13 protein-coding genes are annotated in these 19,525 nt (G+C 55.4%); 8 read left to right on the plus strand and 5 right to left on the minus strand.

Annotated features, from left to right (window positions below; all coding sequences use genetic code 11):
- Positions 1-209 precede the first annotated feature (209 nt).
- The 6 genes from ACJ70B_RS05510 to ACJ70B_RS05535 all read left to right on the plus strand — a co-directional run bounded on the left by ACJ70B_RS05510 (position 210) and on the right by ACJ70B_RS05535 (position 10,488).
- Positions 210-575 carry a hypothetical protein gene (locus tag ACJ70B_RS05510; protein ID WP_408959414.1) on the plus strand — a complete coding sequence of 122 codons (366 nt, stop codon included), beginning with the start codon at positions 210-212 and terminating at the stop codon, positions 573-575.
- 347 nt (positions 576-922) lie between these two features.
- Positions 923-4,339, plus strand: a complete 3,417-nt coding sequence (locus ACJ70B_RS05515) for a hypothetical protein (RefSeq protein ID WP_408959415.1) — start codon at positions 923-925, stop codon at positions 4,337-4,339.
- Positions 4,340-4,515: 176 nt separating this feature from the next.
- Positions 4,516-4,995, plus strand: coding sequence for a hypothetical protein (locus ACJ70B_RS05520; protein WP_408959416.1), 480 nt, complete (start codon positions 4,516-4,518; stop codon positions 4,993-4,995).
- A gap of 1,860 nt (positions 4,996-6,855) precedes the next feature.
- Positions 6,856-8,085: an AAA family ATPase gene (locus ACJ70B_RS05525; protein ID WP_408959417.1), complete on the plus strand. Its 1,230-nt coding sequence runs from the start codon at positions 6,856-6,858 to the stop codon at positions 8,083-8,085.
- Positions 8,085-9,842, plus strand: coding sequence for a 5-methylcytosine restriction system specificity protein McrC (locus tag ACJ70B_RS05530; RefSeq protein ID WP_408959418.1), 1,758 nt, complete (start codon positions 8,085-8,087; stop codon positions 9,840-9,842). Before ACJ70B_RS05525 ends, ACJ70B_RS05530 begins: the two co-directional genes overlap by 1 nt.
- Positions 9,843-9,849: 7 nt before the next feature.
- Positions 9,850-10,488: a hypothetical protein gene (locus ACJ70B_RS05535; protein WP_408959419.1), complete on the plus strand. Its 639-nt coding sequence runs from the start codon at positions 9,850-9,852 to the stop codon at positions 10,486-10,488.
- A 22-nt stretch (positions 10,489-10,510) separates the two neighbouring features.
- Here the strand turns inward: ACJ70B_RS05535 and ACJ70B_RS05540 are convergent, their stop codons facing one another.
- From ACJ70B_RS05540 to ACJ70B_RS05550, 3 genes are all read right to left on the minus strand, one after another.
- Positions 10,511-10,894: a hypothetical protein gene (locus ACJ70B_RS05540; RefSeq protein WP_408959420.1), complete on the minus strand. Its 384-nt coding sequence runs from the start codon at positions 10,892-10,894 to the stop codon at positions 10,511-10,513.
- Between the two features lie 67 nt (positions 10,895-10,961).
- Entirely contained in the window at positions 10,962-11,498 is a 537-nt protein-coding gene (locus ACJ70B_RS05545) for a hypothetical protein (RefSeq protein ID WP_408959421.1), read from the minus strand.
- A 392-nt stretch (positions 11,499-11,890) separates the two neighbouring features.
- Complete coding sequence (locus tag ACJ70B_RS05550) at positions 11,891-14,560, minus strand: DUF1156 domain-containing protein (protein WP_408959422.1); 2,670 nt, start codon at positions 14,558-14,560, stop codon at positions 11,891-11,893.
- A 141-nt stretch (positions 14,561-14,701) separates the two neighbouring features.
- On the opposite strand from ACJ70B_RS05550, the gene ACJ70B_RS05555 reads away from it, so the two are divergent.
- Positions 14,702-15,550: a DNA adenine methylase gene (locus ACJ70B_RS05555; RefSeq protein WP_408959423.1), complete on the plus strand. Its 849-nt coding sequence runs from the start codon at positions 14,702-14,704 to the stop codon at positions 15,548-15,550.
- Between the two features lie 14 nt (positions 15,551-15,564).
- Here the strand turns inward: ACJ70B_RS05555 and ACJ70B_RS05560 are convergent, their stop codons facing one another.
- Both ACJ70B_RS05560 and ACJ70B_RS05565 read right to left on the minus strand, forming a co-directional pair.
- On the minus strand, positions 15,565-16,827 hold the full coding sequence (locus ACJ70B_RS05560; RefSeq protein ID WP_408959424.1) for an HNH endonuclease: 1,263 nt from the start codon (positions 16,825-16,827) through the stop codon (positions 15,565-15,567).
- Between the two features lie 116 nt (positions 16,828-16,943).
- Positions 16,944-17,225 carry a hypothetical protein gene (locus tag ACJ70B_RS05565; RefSeq protein WP_408959425.1) on the minus strand — a complete coding sequence of 94 codons (282 nt, stop codon included), beginning with the start codon at positions 17,223-17,225 and terminating at the stop codon, positions 16,944-16,946.
- A gap of 451 nt (positions 17,226-17,676) precedes the next feature.
- Between ACJ70B_RS05565 and ACJ70B_RS05570 the strand changes: the two genes are divergently transcribed.
- Entirely contained in the window at positions 17,677-19,515 is a 1,839-nt protein-coding gene (locus ACJ70B_RS05570) for a DUF262 domain-containing protein (protein ID WP_408959426.1), read from the plus strand.
- Positions 19,516-19,525: the final 10 nt, after the last annotated feature.

The following is a 19,525-nucleotide window of genomic DNA, read 5'->3' on the forward strand; positions in this document are numbered from 1 at the left end:
TGACAAGCACGGCGGCGACCCGCGATCACTGTGTCGCCACTCACCACAAACTCGCATCTGCCAAGTTGACGATGCAAAGGAATCTAACGCGGGCAGTGCCCGCGGGAACCGCCGTGTGAACACCTCACCACAGGGTTCACAGAATGACATACGAGAGCCAACCTAATAAGAGTGGACGCAGCGAATCAGAAATACCGGCGACAGTCCTGATGCAAGACGGGACTGTCATCGACGCCGCACACCAATTCGTCAACACTGACGGTCAGCTAGCAGTGTACCTGGATACACGTCACCAGGGTATCGACGCGCGCATCAACCTCGATAACGTGAAGGCAGTGCTGACATCTGACGACGCCGAAGCCCTCCTCATTGACGATCGTGAAAGCGACCGTGAACTGGTTGCTGACGGAGGGACGGTCATCGGCACCGGAGACCTTGTCAACCATGACAATCAGATATGGAAGATCACCCGCATGAACGAGGAGTACGCAGAACTGCACGCACAGGACGCAAGTCCGCGGGTTGCGCCGCTCAATGACGTCGAACGCGTTAACGGAGGTGAAGGTAGTTGGTAGACGACCTCGCATTCGACTACGAGTCACTGCGATACATCCAGACACGCGGACCTGACGACAAACGCCCCAAGCACTCGTGGGGCGGGTACTCGCAGGACTTCGACGCGGCCGAGCACGTCCACACGCACGAGGAAGTGCAAGCGCACCCGGAAGATAACTGGGCGATCGTCGATATCGAGGACTACAGCAGTGAGGAACCGCGGTCACTCCTCATCATTGATATCGATCTGTACAAGGCAGACGACCCGGACGAAGGTGACGGGGTCGAAGACATTGAGGAAGCCGCGCGGAAAACCGGGGAACCGAACGGGATCCCGTTTGCAAAGTCGCAGCACGGTGGATTCCACGTGTATGCGTGGGTCGCGGAGCCAGTCGGGTCGTTGAGCCCATCTGACTTCGAGCTCGCCCCGGACGTGCCGTACGACATCGACGTGAAAGGCTCCGCTGTGAGCGGTCACGTCGTCGCACCGACCGACGTCCCAGGTGTTGAGTCCAGTTACGAACTCGTACAAGACGGCGAGATAATCGGTGTTATCGACCCGCAGGACGTCCTGCAGGACATCACGTACGATGGGAAGCAGGCGCTCAAGTATCGGCCGGGGTCAGGCGGTGTTGATTGGGACGGAGACCTTCCATCAGAGTCGCCGGAGAACCTCCCGGCCTGTTACGGTCGTGCACTGCAGCTCCGTCGGAAAGCCCCGGACGACCACGGGAACACGCACAAAGTGAACCTCATGGCTGCGATGTGCGGTCTCGCAGCAGGGTATGACGCCGAAGACGTCGCGGGTCACATGTGTGACGAGTACGCGCCGGGTGGAGACTCCAGTAGCGCTGATGAAGAGGAGACGAAATACCAAGTCGATCACATCGCGGGGATGATGGAGTCCGGTCGGTACGCACCGCCGTCACTGTCAACGCTCCGTGGTTACGGGGTCCTCGATGAAGGAGAGTCGTGTGGAGACTCGTGCCCGATCGGCAAGCATGACACGCGGAGTCCGAGTGAGCGTGAGGCTGCAGAGACTGTGGCGGAGTTCACTGCAGAATTCAATCCGGTCGAGGACCGCCCGGAGGAGCCTGACCTTTCCGACAAGGATGACGATGAAGAGTTGTCCGAAGAGGAAGAGGAAGCGCTCGCAGAATGGCCGTCAGGGAGTGAGATTAAGGCCGTTCGTGATGCGATTCCGCGGTTAACGGACGACGACTACGACGCCATCAAAGAACCCCTCGCAGCACGGTTAGATGGAAGTTCGTGTGCGCTCCTTGACCGTCACAGAACCCTCACGCGGAAACTGTGGGACGCGAGAACGGACATTGTGAACTACGACGGGAAGCTCGTGAAAGCCAGTAGTTCCGGGTGGGCAAGTTGCACGACGCTGTTGAACTTCGAACTCGATGTCACGTCACTCCTCTCGGTCCAAGGCGAGGACCGGATGGCGAACGTCGAAGTGCGGCCGGAAGAACCCACAGAGTCAGAGTTCGAACTGCAGATTGAACCGCGAGTGTTCAACGACGCCCGGCGGTTCAAAGACGAAGTCCTCGCAAAGCGGTTTTCGACGACGATCGAGTCGAACAGGGCCGAGACGGACGTGATGGACTTGCTGCGGAAGTACATCAGCCGCCAGGATGTTCCCAACCTGGCCGGTCAGAAGTCGATGGGGCTCGCCCGGTCCGGTGACGAGTTCGTGACGCCGAACGGAGTCCTCGGTGTTGATGGGTGGGTTGACGAGCCGGATACAGTCTTCGTAGAGCAGGACGCTGCGAGCGAACGGAAGTTCGAAGCGAACCCGGGCGACCACGACGTTGACGAGATTGTTAACGGTGATGTCGCGGAGATGCTGGAACTGTTCACCCGGACGCGAGACCCGGAGAGATTCGTTCCGGTTCTCGGGTGGTGGTTCGCCGCCCCGCACCGCGAACGCATCGTTGACACGAGCGGGTCGATGAACCTGCTGTTCATCACCGGCGAGTCCGGTGTTGGGAAGTCCGGCACGCTGAAAGTACTGCAGCGGTTGTTCGGGATGGAAGAGAAGCCGTTCAGCGCCACAGACACGAAGTTCGCGCAGATTAAGACGTTCAGCAGCAGTAACGGCGTGCCGATCTGGCTTGACGAGTACAAGACCAGTGAGATGCCTGATTGGCAGCAGTCGAACCTGCACGAACTCCTCCGGAAGGTCGCTACTGGTGGTGTTGAGCAGCGTGGTCGGGCGGACCAGTCCACGGTCGAGTACCACCTCAAAGCCCCGGTGTGCGTGTCCGGTGAAACGTCGCTCCGCGGCAGCGCGGAGCAGCGCCGTGCGATTAGCACGACGTTCACGAACGCCCCGACAGAGAGTGGGGCACCGGAGTATCAGCGGTTCAAGGAACTCGCTGGTGACGCGGTCACTGACGAGGATGGGAACGTCACGTTCCCGGACGCGAACTACGGGTTAGAGCAACACGCGGTGAAGTACTACCAGTACGTCGCCGGGATGAGTGACGACGAGTTCGAGGACGCGTGGTTCTCGGCGCGTGAGTACGTGTCCGCGAAACTCGCCGAATGGGACACGGAACTCGATGACCTGGAGGTGCAGGGGCTGCAGACGGTCGCGTTCGGGTTCCGCGTGATGCGGTCGTTCGCTGAAGAAGTTGGTGCAGACCTGTCGAACCTCCCGTCGGAAGACGATCTCGATGATGCGCTCCGATACGTCGCAGACGTGGAAGGCGATGGGCGTGAGACGCACATCGACCAGTTCACGCAACTGGTGCAGCGCGCCGCAGTCGCCGACTACCTGGAGAAGGGCACGCACTACACGGTTGTGCGTGCCGGGAAGGCCGGTGAAGAACTCCGGGTGAACGTGAATCAGTCGTTCGACGCCGTCAGCAAGTACATCCGCGACCACGACCTGAACGAGGATCTTCTCGGGAGCGCGAAGGACTACACGGACCGATTCGGTGAGGCTGAAGAGCAAGACACGTACGTAGCGTGCACGTCTCAGCCGACGACGGGAGTCGGTCGTGCGGTCGGTATCCTTACCGACCGCGCGGAAGACGCGATTGCTGCGTTCGACATCCGTGCATTCCTTGATTCGGATGACTTCGATTCAGAATTCGACCCGGAACTTGTCGGTGACGATGACGATGATGACCCGGATGCGTCTCCGGTTGCGGGGTTGAGCGCGAACGACGGGACCGGGTACGAAACTGTGACGGTCACCGTGACGGACTGGGAAACCCCGGATCACCCGGCCATCGAAGCACGTGGGACTGTGAAGGACACGTCAACTGCGATCAAAGTCGTGGACTTCGAGGACGGGTCGCCTGATGCTATTGAGGAAGGCGACACATACCGACTCACGAACGTGCAGGTGGACGAGTACGATGGGAAGACCCAGCTCCTCATCGACGCAGGAACGACGGAGTTCCAGTCGATCCAGCCGGGTGTTGGGTGGACTGACAGTGAGGAACCCGGTGACGGACAGGAAACTCTTGACGGCGCGTCAGAAGCCGCTGAGAGCCAGCAGGAGAGTGTCCTGACGGATGGCGGTGACACTGACGGTAACAGTCCGTCCATCGATGCAGATGTGCAGCGCGACCGCGTGATGGAGCTCAAGGACATCATCGAGACCGTCGAAGACAAACACGAAGATGGTGCCCCGGTTGACGGAGTGCAAGAGCGCGCTGTGGATGCAGGGCTGAGTGAGGACAAGTTCGGTCACGAGCTGGCGAAGTTGAAGAAGCAAGGGGAAGTGTACGAGCCGTCTGAAGACCGTCTCCGAACGGTCTAACGGGGTGATCGAGATTGTCAACATCAACATCGAACGAGACGGTGACGTGGCAGTCGGACCGTGCGAGAAACTTTCGGAAGCGGACTGAAGGGAAGCTCGCGGCTCACTGGGAAGAAATCCGCAGGAACCTCGCCCCTCCAGTTGTGGCCTGGGGCTGGGGTGAATCGAGCTTGTCAATGGAGATGAAGTGCTACCTCCGCGACAAGGGGCTCATCGAACGGAGCCCTGACGGTGAGAAGTGGCGGACCTCGATGGACCTCTGGTGTTACGCGATTAGCAAAGCCGGTGACGATGAAGCGATCGGTGTGGAAGCGTCGGGTCAGCAGTTGCTGTTAGAGGACACTGTCTTGTCACCAGAGACGACGCGGTACTTGGGTGACCAGTCGGCTGGCCGTCGTTCGCGGGCGCGTCAGGCGACGCTGGATGGCGAAGCGAAGCGTCTCAGTGAGGTTCGGTGCGAGCAGCACGGGAAGTTCAAGCTGGTTGACCGGAATAAATCGAAGCGACGCGGTGACGGTGGCCGTGAGAAAGCGGCCCGGTACCCACGGCAGTCGCGGCTACAGACGTTCAAGGACTACGACTTGGCGAACTGGGACATGGCGACGCCGTGGTTCCGCGACGGTTCAGTGAGTGTTCCGACCGGTGAAGTCTACTGACAGTAACACTAACCCTGACCGCGTCGGTCTCCTCTGCACGAATTCTTGGTTCAGCTTTACGCGAGTTGACGCGCCGCTTCACGGTGTTTTCACACTCCTGTATAGTCTCTTCACCCCCAGCTTCACGGGTTGATCACTGCAAATGCAGTCCTTGTAACGCGTTTCACAGTCCAGATTCGACCGGTCTGTTTTACAAGGATTGCGAGTTTCAGTGTTATGGGTCTTGTCAGCCGTGTTTTCCGTGTGTTCACACTCTTCCGGATAACACTTTCACAATTTGGCTCGGAGCCTACTTTGTCTGTACTGACCGTTCGGTGGGAACAAGGGTACGCAAGCGGTTATATCGTGCCCTCAACCAGGGAGTACCCGGCTTACTCTCATGCCTGCAAAAAGTTCCGGACACCCCCCGTTACAGTGCGCGTTTCCCAAATGATAACTCCACGTAAAACAGCGTTTCAACATTTGAGAGCAGCATATAACCTATACTACATAATTGGGGTGGCAAGCAGGAAGAATGTGTCATAGAAAGATTCCCAGAGAGTTTGTTTCAATGCTCTCTGATGGAACTAGCCGGTTAGTATGCATATGTACGGAACGCGTGTTTCACCGCTACCACTGAATAAAGGAATCGTATTGGCGACTACTGTTAAGCAGAGTTCCGGACATACCCCCTCCTTTCGCGGGCAGTGTTACTTGTCTTATACGGATCATCGACCATAGCCGATTACGTGCCCGTCCGCCCGACGGTCCAATATCCATAGTTGCGCACGTACGTATAAGCCCGCGTACGTGATGACTGTACGTAACCGCGTACGTACCCGAGTACGTCGCCGTGTACATGAGGACGTGGGTAGGTAGACACCCCACGCCGGGGGCTCATACGAGCCCACACACAAACACGAGTATGAGCATAACAGACACTGTAGTCCGGAACAACCCGGTCGAGTACGAGGAAGAGAGTGATTCCCTCCGCTGCGCAGAGTGCGGCACACCGGCCTCACAAGTTGGTGATCGTAAACAGTTGTGTATCGTTGCGCCGCATCGACCAACTCGCCAAGCAGTGGGATATACTACCTTTGAAGATGGTAGGACCGCGTCGACAAAATGCCGCCCACACGGGGCAGCTGTGTTCCCGAACAGAGTGGAAGTCCCGGTCGTGGTGGGCCGGGACTCATTCGGATCGGCGGTTGTTCAACGGTTCGCCTGGACGCAGTAGTGTGCGTCCGCTTGATGTACGTGATCACGTACGTACCCGAGTACGTACGTCGATCCGCCCGGTCGAACCTACCTGTCTCGGTATTTACGAGCACAAAAGAACAATCGAGTCTGTCCGTAACAGACACTGTACCGCGGCTACCCTGGTGAGTACGACGGAGAAAGCATTCCAGTCCGGTGTGCCGAGATACGCTAGTCTCACAAATCCAAGACTGACCGTCGTGGTATTTAGTGTGCGCTGCGCCTATCGACCCACCAAGCAACGGAATATGCCACCTTTGAAGTCAGTAGGCGCGCGTCGACAAACTGCCGTCCGTAGGGGCGGCGTTCCCCGGAAAGAGAGAGCGAACGGATCCCGGTCCGTGGTGGGGACATGACCCATTCCCGGCCGTAATGGCGTGTGCGGCCAGTCACTCGTCACTACTCTCGAAGCAATCCGTATGGTCGAGACTGGATCGACCTACCGTGAAGTGGAGGACGAACTGGATATTGCCCCATCAACGATGTCCGGTATAATGGACAGGGGAGAGCGATATCTCAGCGTCAATAAGAACGGTTAGATGAATATTGGCACCTGTGGGCCAATAGGAATCTGCTTGGCTCTTGAACGGGATTTTATATACTCAGAACTACCTGTATCCGATAATGAGTGACTCGTCGGACGACTATACGCTTGAGGATGCGCAAGACGAAGTCGGAATTCTTCGCCGTGTAACCGACGACGTCGTCGAAGCAATCCAGAGCGCGGAGAACGAGAAGGTACTAGAGTACCTGATTGAGGAGGAAAAACTCGACGTGGTCCACGACGGAGAGCGTGGTCTGGGCCAGGTTCGACGGGCCGTACTTGAGTCTTCTTTGGCGTCAGATCGGCTCAAACGTATCGTGAGCCTCCGCGGTGACGAAACACCTGAAGAGATACTCGTTCCGAACGACGTTGAGCGGAACGCGAAAGTAGCACTCGAAACTGGCAAACCAGTCGTCCTGTATGGCCCGACCGGGACAGGGAAGACAACGTTTGCCAAGCAACTCGCTCGTGAGACTGGAATCGGATACACCCTCAACACTGCCACTCCCTCGTGGACACCGTCAGACATCATCGGCGGCATCAGTCCGGACTACACCGGTGACTCGCTAAGCTACCGGACGAAACTCGGGTGCGTGTCCGAAGCCGTTCAGCGTGCTCGCCGGTTCGACGTCGAATACGGCGTCATTCTCGATGAAATCACGCGAGCGGACATATCGAAGATCTTTGGTCCGCTGTACACTGCAATCGAGAACCCCCACCAGACCATCTTCGAGACCGACGAAGGTGAGACTATTGAGCTGGACGAGCGTGTGAATATCATCTGTACCATGAACATGTCCGACCGGACAGTGAACGAACTCGACAACGCGATCACCCGCCGGTTCGCCATGATCGAGTTGGACGAATATGAGGAAGACAAGCGCCGACAGCTCTTCAAAGACTGGATTACCACGCACGTCACCGACCACACAGATCTTGGAGAAAGCGAGATTCTCCGGCTGTTCGAGCGGGACTACCAGGGAATCAATCACGGCCATGAATCGACGTCGCAGGGGTCGATCATGCGGTTCGGTCCGATGCACTACCGCGACATCGCCGTCTTCCTCGGCGTCGGCTGTCGGGAAGGCGGAGAGTACGAGTACGACCAGACAGACGCGGTCGGACAAGCATTCCGGACGTACATCGTTCCGCGACTCCTGAACGCCGCCGCGTTCCCACAGATCGAGCGGATCGCGGAACACTACCGCGCGATGAACGGCGAGTTCGAGGAGTTCGATCTCGCCTCTGCTGCTGAGCTCGCCGAACGGGAACTCGAACAGGAACGACGCCAGATGGGCTCCTACGAGTAATGAGTACGGTTGACGAAGTTTACGAGTACGGGCAGGACACCTTCAACGTCCCTGAGCGCGGGGAGATCCGGATAGAGGGCTGTCCGTCGTCCATCGGGGACCAGCTTCGTCGCGCGTCCTTCACGCAGGAGAGCCCCGGCGTCTTCACGAAGAGCCAGGCGGCACTCGATGGTGAGCAGGAGTACGAAGTTGTCACGGTCACAGTAGACGGCGACGAAAACGAGGTACTCCACGTTGAGGCGACGGACATCATCGGCGTCGTGAGCCTTACGCCGTCGTCGAAAGTCCAGGTCGATCCGAAGATCGACTGGGAACACATCTTCGACATGCTCCTGGCCGTCTACAACCAGAACCGGTCTATCGAGTATCACGGGATCCCGCTGCAGGATTTCCTCTCCGACGATATCCATCTTGACGACGTGTTTGTCGTGCTGGCGATCAACTACTTGGATGGCCTGGAGACGATTCACCGGCAGGGCTACATCCGTGACCTGGTGATTCGTCGGCTCGACAGTCTCGATGGACGTGGGGAGATCGACGTCGAACAAACGCTGTTGAACCACGGGCGCGGGACGTTGGAGCCACACTGGATCCGCAACGAGACCGAGTACGACAACGCGGTGAACTCGCTGCTCCACTTCGCTGGAAAGACGCTCCTTCGACTCTTCCGACAGAACACCCACGAAAACGACCACCCTGCATACGATCGAATCTTCTCGGAAGTACACCGCGAGGTGGAGCGCCTGGAGAGTATAGGTGTTAGCAGCGGGTTGGATCGGATGGACGAGTATCGACACCTCTCGCTCAGCGCCCTTCCAAAGCAGCGACGGTACTACCAGAAGGCGTTCGACGTCGCCAAGGCAGTGATGTCGTCGTCGCTCGGCCAGCAACTCCGTGACGGCCCACGAGAGCTGGTCGTGGACTACGTCCTGAATATGGAGTCGCTGTTCGAGCAGTACTCGCAGGTCGTCATCGAGCGCGAACTCTCGTACATCAAGTCTTACGACCACCTCGGAGACCTCGACGACGTGACACCCGTTCGGTCACCATCGGTGAACCCGTTCGAGGGTGAAGGGCAGATATACCATGAACCGGACCACGCCCTGCAGGAAGGTGACGAGACACTGGCTGTACTGGACTCGAAATACTACGCAGAGGGTCACGATCCGGTGAAGGAATCCCCGTCCAGATCACGGCTTTTCAGTTACGCGTATCTGCTTCACTCCGATCGATTCGCGTTCCTGTGTCCGCTCCTTGAACCGAAGCGACGGCGAGTCACCCAAACAGGTGCCGAACTGCAAATCGTTTCGCCCGAGCAAGAGTTCACGTTGGGCGGATACGGCGACGTCGTCCACGACTATCTGCACGACGTACTCGTCCGCAAATCCGCTGAACTCGAAGCCTTCCGCGCCGTTGCGGAGAACCGACTGTGCCTCGATGGCGTCGAAGAGACGGATCTGAGCAACGCAAAGTCGATGAGCGGTCCGTTCACGTTCAAGGATGCTCGGGATTTCTCCTTGCGTGTTCTCAAGGCTGCCGCCGACGAACACTCTTGGGAGGTCCGAAACCGGTACGACTTAGAGCAAGATGGCGACTGGACACGAGAACAGATTGAAACGCGGTGTGAACAGCGCTACGAGCATACGACGACGTGCGTACCGGTGTTCTGTCGTGACCAGGGGCAAGAGTGGATCGACCTCTACTTCCTAGACGGAGGGGGAGACGTTGAGAAAGAAGGCCCATTGAAGCTTTTATAGAGATAGTATGTACCAAACACCGTACCAGTGGACGACCAACGGAGGAACGACACACGTCTTCTACGACAATAATCTGCCTCCGAGCGAAGGATTCGGCTGGAATAGTCTCTGTGATAAAGAGAAAATTCCTATTGAAGGAGATCACTTCGAACTCCAAGAGGACGTTATAGAGGAGTCGATAACGTGCGAACGTTGCCGTGACCAGCTCGGCAAATCGTATGTAGACCTTGGTGACGATGATATCGCAGGCGTTCGAAGTTGCTTGGTTAGAATTCGTCGGGATGGTGGTGGGGTACTAATCGGGGCTCGTCGTCTCTGTCGGGGGAGACCTCTCCACTATGAAATCTCGTTCGAACCTAAGTCCTTTACTGGTGATCTTCAGACAGAGATGGACGTGGTTTGCGAAGACTGCTGGCAGAATTACGTTGATCGTCAGTGGAGCGGCGACGTCGAAGGAGGAGAGCTTCAAGTCGAATGCTGGGTAGATGGTGAGAAAGAATCGTACTATGCAGCATCCGTTGAAGCAGTTAATACGGGCCCGAAAGCGAAGCTTCGACTAACCAGTGAAAACGGTCTCAAACAGGAGCTTGCCAGAGGGGAGATTGACTCAATCACACTAACGCCAGCACAAATCGTGGACTATTGATTCCGTGGTTCAGGGCTTCTGGTCAGAACGGTGCCACGAGCCACTTGCCATCCTCTTTCCGTTCAAGTTGGGGGCCGAAAACCTGCTGGAGAGAGTGAAGTTCGTCCTCGTACCGGAGATCGTACGTTTTTCCACTTCGATGGAACGAACCTTCGACGACGAACTGCACTGTCGGACTTTGGTACTCTAAATCGTTTGCACGTCGATCCATGTCATGGGCCAACTCATTCGCCAGATCCTCATCCGCCAAGGCATCTGCGAGACCAACAACACTCACACTATCCGGAACATCGTCTTCTTGGAGTTGCTGTACAAACTCTTCCACAGGAATCTGATGCTCGAAGGTCTCATACGCACCTTCGATAACAAGATTGTAGCGTCCGGGTATCTGTCCGGGGCCTGCCATTACGGATACAACGTCTCCGAAGGGACAAAAATGGATACGGTAGCGTGAGCTCACTCGTGGTCAGCGATTAGTCCGAGGTGGTGAACTGTAACAAGGTGGACTGCTGTTCGTTCGTTCCTTGGTGGGCGGAGGCATCCCGACAGTCGATTGTCGTCGAAGGGGTAATTGTAGGATCGAGATCCTGTAGAAGATAGTGGCCATCCGACGAATCAATCGTTTCGAGGCACTCGCTACAGACCAATACGAGATAGTAGTCATGGAAGTCTATCTGCCGGTCGGCAGAATCACCACACCAGTAACACTCGGGAGTTGCCTCCCGGAACCGCTCCAGGAGGCCTTCTGAGTCCATCACCTGGGTAAAGAGGGTGGACAGATTAGCGTGGTCCGACATATCAAGTCGGAGTGTCGAAACGGACTCCTCAATCACGGGCCGCAGATTTTCCAACCACGGTGCTATACTGTCCCTAGTCGGATCTGAACGTTGCTTGTCCATCTCTCTGGTCACATGCCGGAGAAGGGTATCTCGTTCGTCCCGCGAGATCGAGAACGTGCAGTATGGTTGGATCGATCCCACGAGCAGAACCCGATGATCAGTGTCACTCATCGCAACTACCACTCTTTACGCGCGAGAAAACGGCTGATCGAACGATTCGAGTCAGAAGGGGGACAGAGTCAATTCTTGACCACCTTCGCCGACGACCCGCCGTTTCGAGCTGTTGTTTTGCCCTCATCGTTCGGCATAGGTGAAATAACCAGGTGCGTAAAAACCTCTGCCCTGAGAACACCGTTATATCGCCCCAACAGAGCCTATACGGCCAATATCCAGATTGAGGGCCCGGGACGCAGACTCACGGCACGACCATATCGCCGACTCGCCTTAGACAGGTTGTAGGAAGAAGGGCGCGGCAAGCAACAGAAGCACTCTCAGCGGGAGTCTCGAAATGGATTGTCGAAAATCCCCACCGAGCGTTGTCTTCGCGTTCTGCGTCGGGGTTCCTATTCGCCGTAACTCGTGATGTCCCGGTCCCCGAGCACGCGCGTGTACGTGTCGTCGCCGGTTACGTCGGCGAGCCGACCGGCAAGTTCCCGCAGGTCGTCATCGACGTCCCACTTTTCGACGTAGTTCTGGACCGCTTGGCCCTTCTCGTAGCGATACCGCAGGAACTGGAGCTTATCGAGGTTCGAGAGGTGTTCGCCGCCGTCACCGTTGACGCGCTCCTGGATGTACGCCTGGCGCTTCTCGTTGTCCCAGGTGCCGAGTTCGAAGCCCTCGTCCTGGTTGTATAGGTGTGTCTCCTTGAGGTCCTCCGGCGTGGCATTCGTCCCACGGCAAAGCTTGTTGACGTCGTCGAACGAGGGGTTCGGCGTGTCGAGCAAATCGATGAACACGTCTTCAACGCCGATGTCGCTGGCCTCCTGAATGATGCCGTAGATTTCTTGGACGACCTCCTTGGCGGACATGATCTCGCCGTCACGCTGCACCTTCCCGTGGTGCTTGGAGTACTCGCGGAAACACGCGCCCATCTCCATCACGCCGATGTCGCCGCGTGAGAGATCGCGGTTCTCTTCGAGTTGCTTGCGAGTGCGGCGAGCTGTCCGGTAGATGTCACGGCGAAGGGAGTTCCACGAGGCGGGATCTGTGTCGTCGATGGGGCGGGCCACGACAGCAATGTCGAAGGAAACGGCCTCACCCGTGATGAACTTATTAGAGTCTGCACTGATTGGATACGTTGCTGTGACCTCGAATCCATTAGCACATAACGATGCAAGTAATTCACCCCACGACTCTGAATCAGAGTGGTGATAGGTGAATGCTAGAACACCATCATCTTTTAGAGCTCGTCGGATTACGGCGAAGGCTTGCCCGATCTCAGTTTCGAAGTCCTCGACTGTTTTGTCCAGATACGGGTTAGTTACGATTGATTCGGTACGTGGTGTCTGGTCGTGTCCAAATCCTGGGTATTCATCTTCAAGCAGAATTTTCTGCCAGACGTAGAAGTAGTCAGAGACCTCCGAGTAAATGATGTTGTCATAGTATGGCGGGTCAGTAATCACTGCATCAAATTCATCCTCGAAATCGAGGTTTCGCATATCCCCTTGGTGAAGACTAAACTCCTCACCGATTGGCTGTGCGAACTTCCCCGTCTCTTGGGTTTCCCCATCTTCAATGAACCGTTCTGTCGGAGAAGAGCCATACTCAACACCGTTCAACACTTTTTCAACCGAGTTCGAGAACGTACCTCGGCCTGCTGAAGCGCCCCAGACATTGTTCTCAATTGTCTCTGAGGTGGGGACGAACGAGTTCATCCGGAAGACTCCCTCAACCTTGTTTGCAGGTTGGTTATAGATACAGAACATATTTTGGAACATAAGGGAGTCCGTTAGAGCCAACAGGAGGTAGTCTCGCAACGAGGGGTCCACATCTTCGATAGACCGCATGATCTTCGCAATTGAGAGCAACTGGCGCTCGTTGTGCATATCAGTCCAGTACTCGTATCCGTGGTCAAAGACATCATTCCCGGCCAGCTCAGAGGACGCCGTAATCGCTCCTTCCGGGATCTTTTCGTCGGGTACGTACTTATGGAGGTCACCACTACTCTCCCATTCCTCAATAGCCTCATTGAGGAGTTCGATGTCCGCCTCTTCGACGCGTTTGTACCCCTTATATTCACTTCGTTCCCCACCGGTGGATTCGCAGTGGTCACAGTAGTATTCGACCGCGTACAGACGGAGATCTGGTGGACCCTGTTCCTGGATGGCGTCTGTTATTGCGTACTTCTGGCCGCAGTCAGGGCAGTTGTACTTCCCTCCCCGCGATACATTCCCATTCTTCGGGACAAAACCATGACCACAGCAATCGCAGAGGCTCTCGGACTGCCAGTCGTCCACTAAAGTAACCGCCCCACAATCAGGACAGAGAACGTTGTACTTATCGTCGTTCTCGTAACGACCCTTGGCAACTCGATAGTCCTTGAACAACGGTACGGTGTGGCCGCAGGAGACACAATCTAGTTCCTTAACCCAGAAGTTGTACATTACGTCCGCGTCGTGGTCGCCGTTAGGGCAGGGCGTTCTGTAATACTGGGTGACTTCCTCGGCAACCTCCGCCTTCACTTTCTCAAAGGCAGCTTCTAGTTGATTTACGTTTGTCTGACCAGCTTCAAGCTCCTTCTTTGTGACAAACCAGGCCACAGGGTTCAAATCATTCCCGACTACCTCTGCTCCGAAACGCGATGCTTCAACCAGTGAAGTTCCACCCCCCATGAAGGGGTCAAGCACCTTCTTATCTTCAACGCGGACATCCTTTGGGTACAGCTCCCAAAGACTCTCGGGATCCGCCATATCGACCCGTTCAAGAATGGAAGCAATATCCAACTCGGTAGAGTCATCGCTATTCCAACTCGCCAGTGTCTCCCCATTGTCACCTGGCTCGAAAACATCTATTGCATCTGGGTCGTCAAGGAGTGAGTAGAGCGAGATCGAACGGAAGACACATCCAAGCCGCCGGGCCCACCACTTGTGCATCGTGTAGATGGGGCGGTAGTACATCTTCGCTCGCCCTTCTCGCTCGGCCAACTCATTCACGCGCTCAATAGGGAAACCTCTCTCAATTGGAAGCTCCGACCGCTCAGACAACTCGGGCGATGGCCCAGATTGTTCAGACATGATTCAGTATGGTAAAGGAATACAGAACTATCCCCTTAAGTGTGCAGTCTTCACGACTCCACTCAACGAATTAAGATTCCATCCCTTCACGGAACGTCTGATGGTGGAAGTGTTATAACTGGGCGTTGAGAAGGGAGACGTATGACTAAGTCGGTGTTTCCTTATCCGGGAGGGAAAGCCTATCTCGCCCCCTGGATCATCGAACATTTCCCGGCTCACCAGTGCTACGTTGAAGTGTTCGGCGGGAGTGCCGCTGTCCTCGTCACTAAGGAGGAGAGCCACACAGAGGTTTACAATGACAGAGACGGGGACCTTGTTCAGTTCTTCGGAGTGCTTCGAGACCACGAAGAGGAACTCATAGAATGGCTAAACAAGACTCCCTACGCAAGAGATCTTCATGAAGAATGGAAGGAGGGTTTCTACTCTGGAGAGCGTCCGGATGACCCTATTGAGCGCGCAGGAAGGTTCTTTTATCTCCGATATTCACAATACGCTTCAAAATATCGGACAAAATCGGGGTTCGCATCAGCAAGCCAACGGAATAAGGCTCGAAAACTCCGGAATGCGACAGAGAAACTCCACGAATTCGCTGAGAGGTTCCAAGACGTTCAGATCGAGAATTTGGATTACGCAGAGTTAATGGATCGCTTCGACAGTGAGGAGACCTTCTTCTACGCTGATCCACCATATGTTGATGAAGGCGACGCTCTATACCGCCACGGGGAGTTCGACCATGACCGATTCGTCGATACGCTCGAAGAAATGGACGGGAAGTGGGCGGTCTCCTATCAGCGGCTCCCCGAACGCTTAGAGACGTATCACGTTGTGGAAAGAGGTCGCTCTCAGTTTATGAACAAGCAGCATGACAACGAAACCCGCAGCACAGAGGTCACGGAACGTCTTGTGATGAACTATGAACCCAGCGAGGCAGGCTCTTTCCAAACTGGCAGCCAGACGACGCTTCCGGGTCTCTCTGACGAAGGAGTTTAACGATCTAATAGCGATTAAGAGTCAAAGCCATTCATCTGGCGGTGTTCAGCCAGGAATTTCGGATGTGGCCTCTTGTCGTCCTCTTCCGGGAGGCGTATCCTATCTTCCTCCAGCGGACTGAATTCATCATATCCGTCTAACCCTGACTCATCCTTGACGAGGATCTCGTAGTCATCAGAGAGTGATATCCACCCACAATCAAAGGCCCAGTGGTGGAGTTTACAGAGAGCAATACCGTTTTGAACGTGATCACGGCCATTCATACTCTTCGGGTAGATGTGGGCTGCCTCGACCTCAGGATTCCCGGCAGGCGATACCCGTTTGCTCCCACAGACAGCACATCTTTCGTCATATGCATCCCTCACTGCCTCGGTAAATGCAGAGTCACGTGCACGACGTTGAGTCTTATTGAACTCCTCTTCCTCTTCGGTGAGTGTCGGCTCAGATGTTATTTGTTCTTCAACTGAATCACGTTCTGCTTCGATATCTTGCGACGTTGGTTCCCCCAGCCAATCATGTCCCACCTTCGACAGAACATCATATAACGCTGACCTATCTGATAACCCGATCTGCTCCAAAATATGAGATGTGATAGGGTGCGAGAGTTCTTCGGCGCGATTGCATCGTGCAGGAATGGTATGTGTCTGTTCAGTTTGTGTGAAGAAATAATCAGCAAAAAGCTCAAAGCGATGGATTCGCATCGATTCATTATTTGATGAGATGCTACGCCAATCATCCGGGAGATACTCTGAAAGAAGGTCTCGGGTCTGTTCTAATCGATACCGCATCCGGATTGCACGTCGAAGTGATTCTTTCTTAGCCGCGATTACGGTTTCACCTCCAGAACCGCCGTTACGATGCTGAAAACCGACACCTTTTGCTTCCGCTTCGTCAAGGGTTTCCTCCTTTACCTGTAGATGCCGAACCCAACTGTAACTCTCATACAGATCATCGTCCCAGAAAGCGAATACTTCCCTCTCTGGGTTGTACCCCCCAAGTAGAATTAAGGAATCCCCCGAACGGTCTGGAGCTGCGGGGGAAACATCTCCTCCTTCGTGGTTTGGTAGTCTTAGGTCAATTCGATATTCGTCTTTTGATCTGTGTTCTGACCCAGTAGCGGTCAAAGTGAACAAGTAGAACCGGCACCGAGTTGGTTCCTCATCCTCCAGGTTCACCTCAAAAGGTGGGTCTGAATCAATCCCGCTATTCTGGACTACGTCACTGCCAATTGACTCTAAAACAAGCGAATGGAGTTCTGACTTATCAAGTGAGGGCATATTATGTCGATAACATTAAGCAGGAGTCACATAAGTGTGCGTTCTTCGCAGTAACATCTCAGCGAGCGAGCTTCGTTGGGTGTTTCGAGAGGGGGAATGAGCGTCGAAGAAGTCGCCTACTCGTCGTCAGAGACGAGCGTTTCGAGGTCAGTCACGTTCTGGATGGCGTCGGATGCCAGGTCGTCATGACCCGTCTCGATGGCGAAACCGGCTGCCTCAGTCATTGCTTGTACTATCTGTTCCACAAACATCGAGTCACTCATGACGTACTGTCCAGCCACCTGTAGTTCTCGCCGGCTCTCTGCCAGCGGTACTTCGATCACTTCTTCGATCTTAGCGATGATCTCTAGCGATTCGTCGATCTTCTTCGCGCGGTTGATCGTTTTTTCTGTCTGCATAGTGGATTGAACCCGAACAACTACAACCGCCAGCCACTTTTAAAGGTAAGCCCAGAGAGGATCGGATTGATTTGGTACTCGTTTCCCGAATCGCTACAATTCGAGCAAAACCCTCGGAATACGTTGTGTTACGGGGTGAGACGCCTTTGAGTGCCGGAGGGAGTGGGTGAGAATATTCACAGAGTTCTGAGATAGCCCGGGTTTCTAACAGCGGTGCGAAGGGGTTCGACGCCAGAAACCGATGAGCTTTCAATGAATTGTCTGTGAACACACGACGATGCGGTGGTTCGGCCCAAAGACGAACCAACACGGGCCATACCACAGATTCGTTGGGGAATCTATAAATTGGCCCGCGCGATGGTGATGTCTTCCCGCTCCCATCCCTCGGGTTCGGATGATGGGTTAGTCTTGGAATCATTTATACAACTATCCACGGAACATTTGGCCATCGATGAAAGCGGACACGCTTGACCTCAAGGACATCTTCCGGAAGGACACGCGGTACGTCGTTCCACGCTTCCAGCGGCCGTACGTCTGGAAGGAGGAAGAACACTGGAAGCCGCTCTGGGAGGATCTCCAACTCGTCGTGGATGAACTAATGGATCGACAAGCAGGGGCGAGCAACAGAATCGAACGCCAGGAAGCCCAACAGGACACCTCTCCACACTTTCTGGGAGCAATTGTCCTCGATCAGCAATCGACGCCGACGCAAAAGCTGGAGACGCGCGAGATTATCGATGGCCAGCAGCGCTTGATCACACTCCAAGTTCTGCTGTCTGCCGTACATTCCGTGGCGACCGATCTCAGTCACGAGGAGTCGGCATCGTTGGTGGAGAAGCTGATGTACAACGACACGGATCTGACCACTACCGATACAGATCGGCTGAAGGTTTGGCCGATAGAAGCCGATCAGGATGCGTTCATCGACGTGCTAACGTTCTCGGACCCGGAGTCGGAGCATTCTGAACTTGACGGCGACGACAACTTGGAAGAGTGCTTCCGTTACTTCAGAGACGAAATTCGGGAGTGGGCAGAATCCGGAGACGAATCCAGCGAGGAGCATCTCGATTCGCTCGTCACGACGATGTGGCACCTGCTCCGTGTCGTCGTCATCGACCTCGAATCTAACGACGACGCACAAGTAATCTTCGAGACGCTGAACGCTCGCGGGACGCCATTACTCGCCGCCGACCTAATCAAGAACTACCTCTTCCGGGAAGCATCCGTTCAGCACAACGACCCTGGCGACCTCCACGACAAGTACTGGAAGCAGTTCGACGAAGATGAGTGGCGTGTCGATGTCTCGCAGGGACGGCTCGACCGCCCGAAGATAGACGTCTTCATCATGCACTGGCTCACGATGGAGATGAGCCAGCAGGTCCGTGCGAAGAAACTCTTCCCCGCGTTCCGAAAGTACCTCGATAGGACCGACAACTCTGTCGAAGAGATTGTGACGGACATCGACTACTACGCGTCCATCTACGAGACAATCTCTGAGCCCGACCGTGGGTCTCGGGAGGGGATCTTCTTCCACCGGCTGGACATCCTCGATACCACGACACCGTACCCGGTTCTTCTCTGGATCTTCGGTCACGAGGACATCCCCAAGGAACAGCGGGTGAAAGCCGTTGAAGCAATCGAGAGCTGGCTGATGCGTCGGATGCTCTCCCGACTAACGTCGAAGAACTATAACAAGATCTTCATCGAACTGCTGGACGAGCTCAAAGAGGGGGACAACAAGCACGTCGGTGACGTCGTCGTTGAATTCTTCCGGAGCAAAGAGGGTGAGAGCGATTATTGGCCCGGAGACGAGAAGCTGGTAGACTCGATGGTGAACATGGAGTACTGGGCCGTTATCAACCAGCGACGCCTCAAAATGGTGTTCGCGGCTATCGAACGTGAGTTGCGTAACACTGGGTACAGCGAGACAGTTGAGTTCACGCAGGATCTGGAGATTGAGCATATCCTTCCGCAGAAGTGGTCCACCCACTGGTCACTCCCAGGAGACCGACCAGCTGAAGTCGAACGGATGGAGCGTGATGATGCAAAGGACCGAATCGGGAACCTGACAATCCTCACCGACAAGCTGAACCCCTCGATTTCGAATGCAGCGTGGGACGATAAACGAGAGGCGATTCAGGAGCATACTGTCCTGCGGCTGAACAAGCACTTGGTAACAGACTGGCCCGACGAATGGAACGAGGACACGATTGCCGAGCGTGGTGAGTGGCTCGCAAAGCAAGCAAGTGAAGTCTGGCCTGAACCCGACTCAGAGTACTGGGACAGATAGAGTCGCACCA

This window comes from Natrinema sp. 74, from assembly GCF_046097095.1.
Taxonomy (GTDB): Archaea; Halobacteriota; Halobacteria; order Halobacteriales; family Natrialbaceae; genus Natrinema.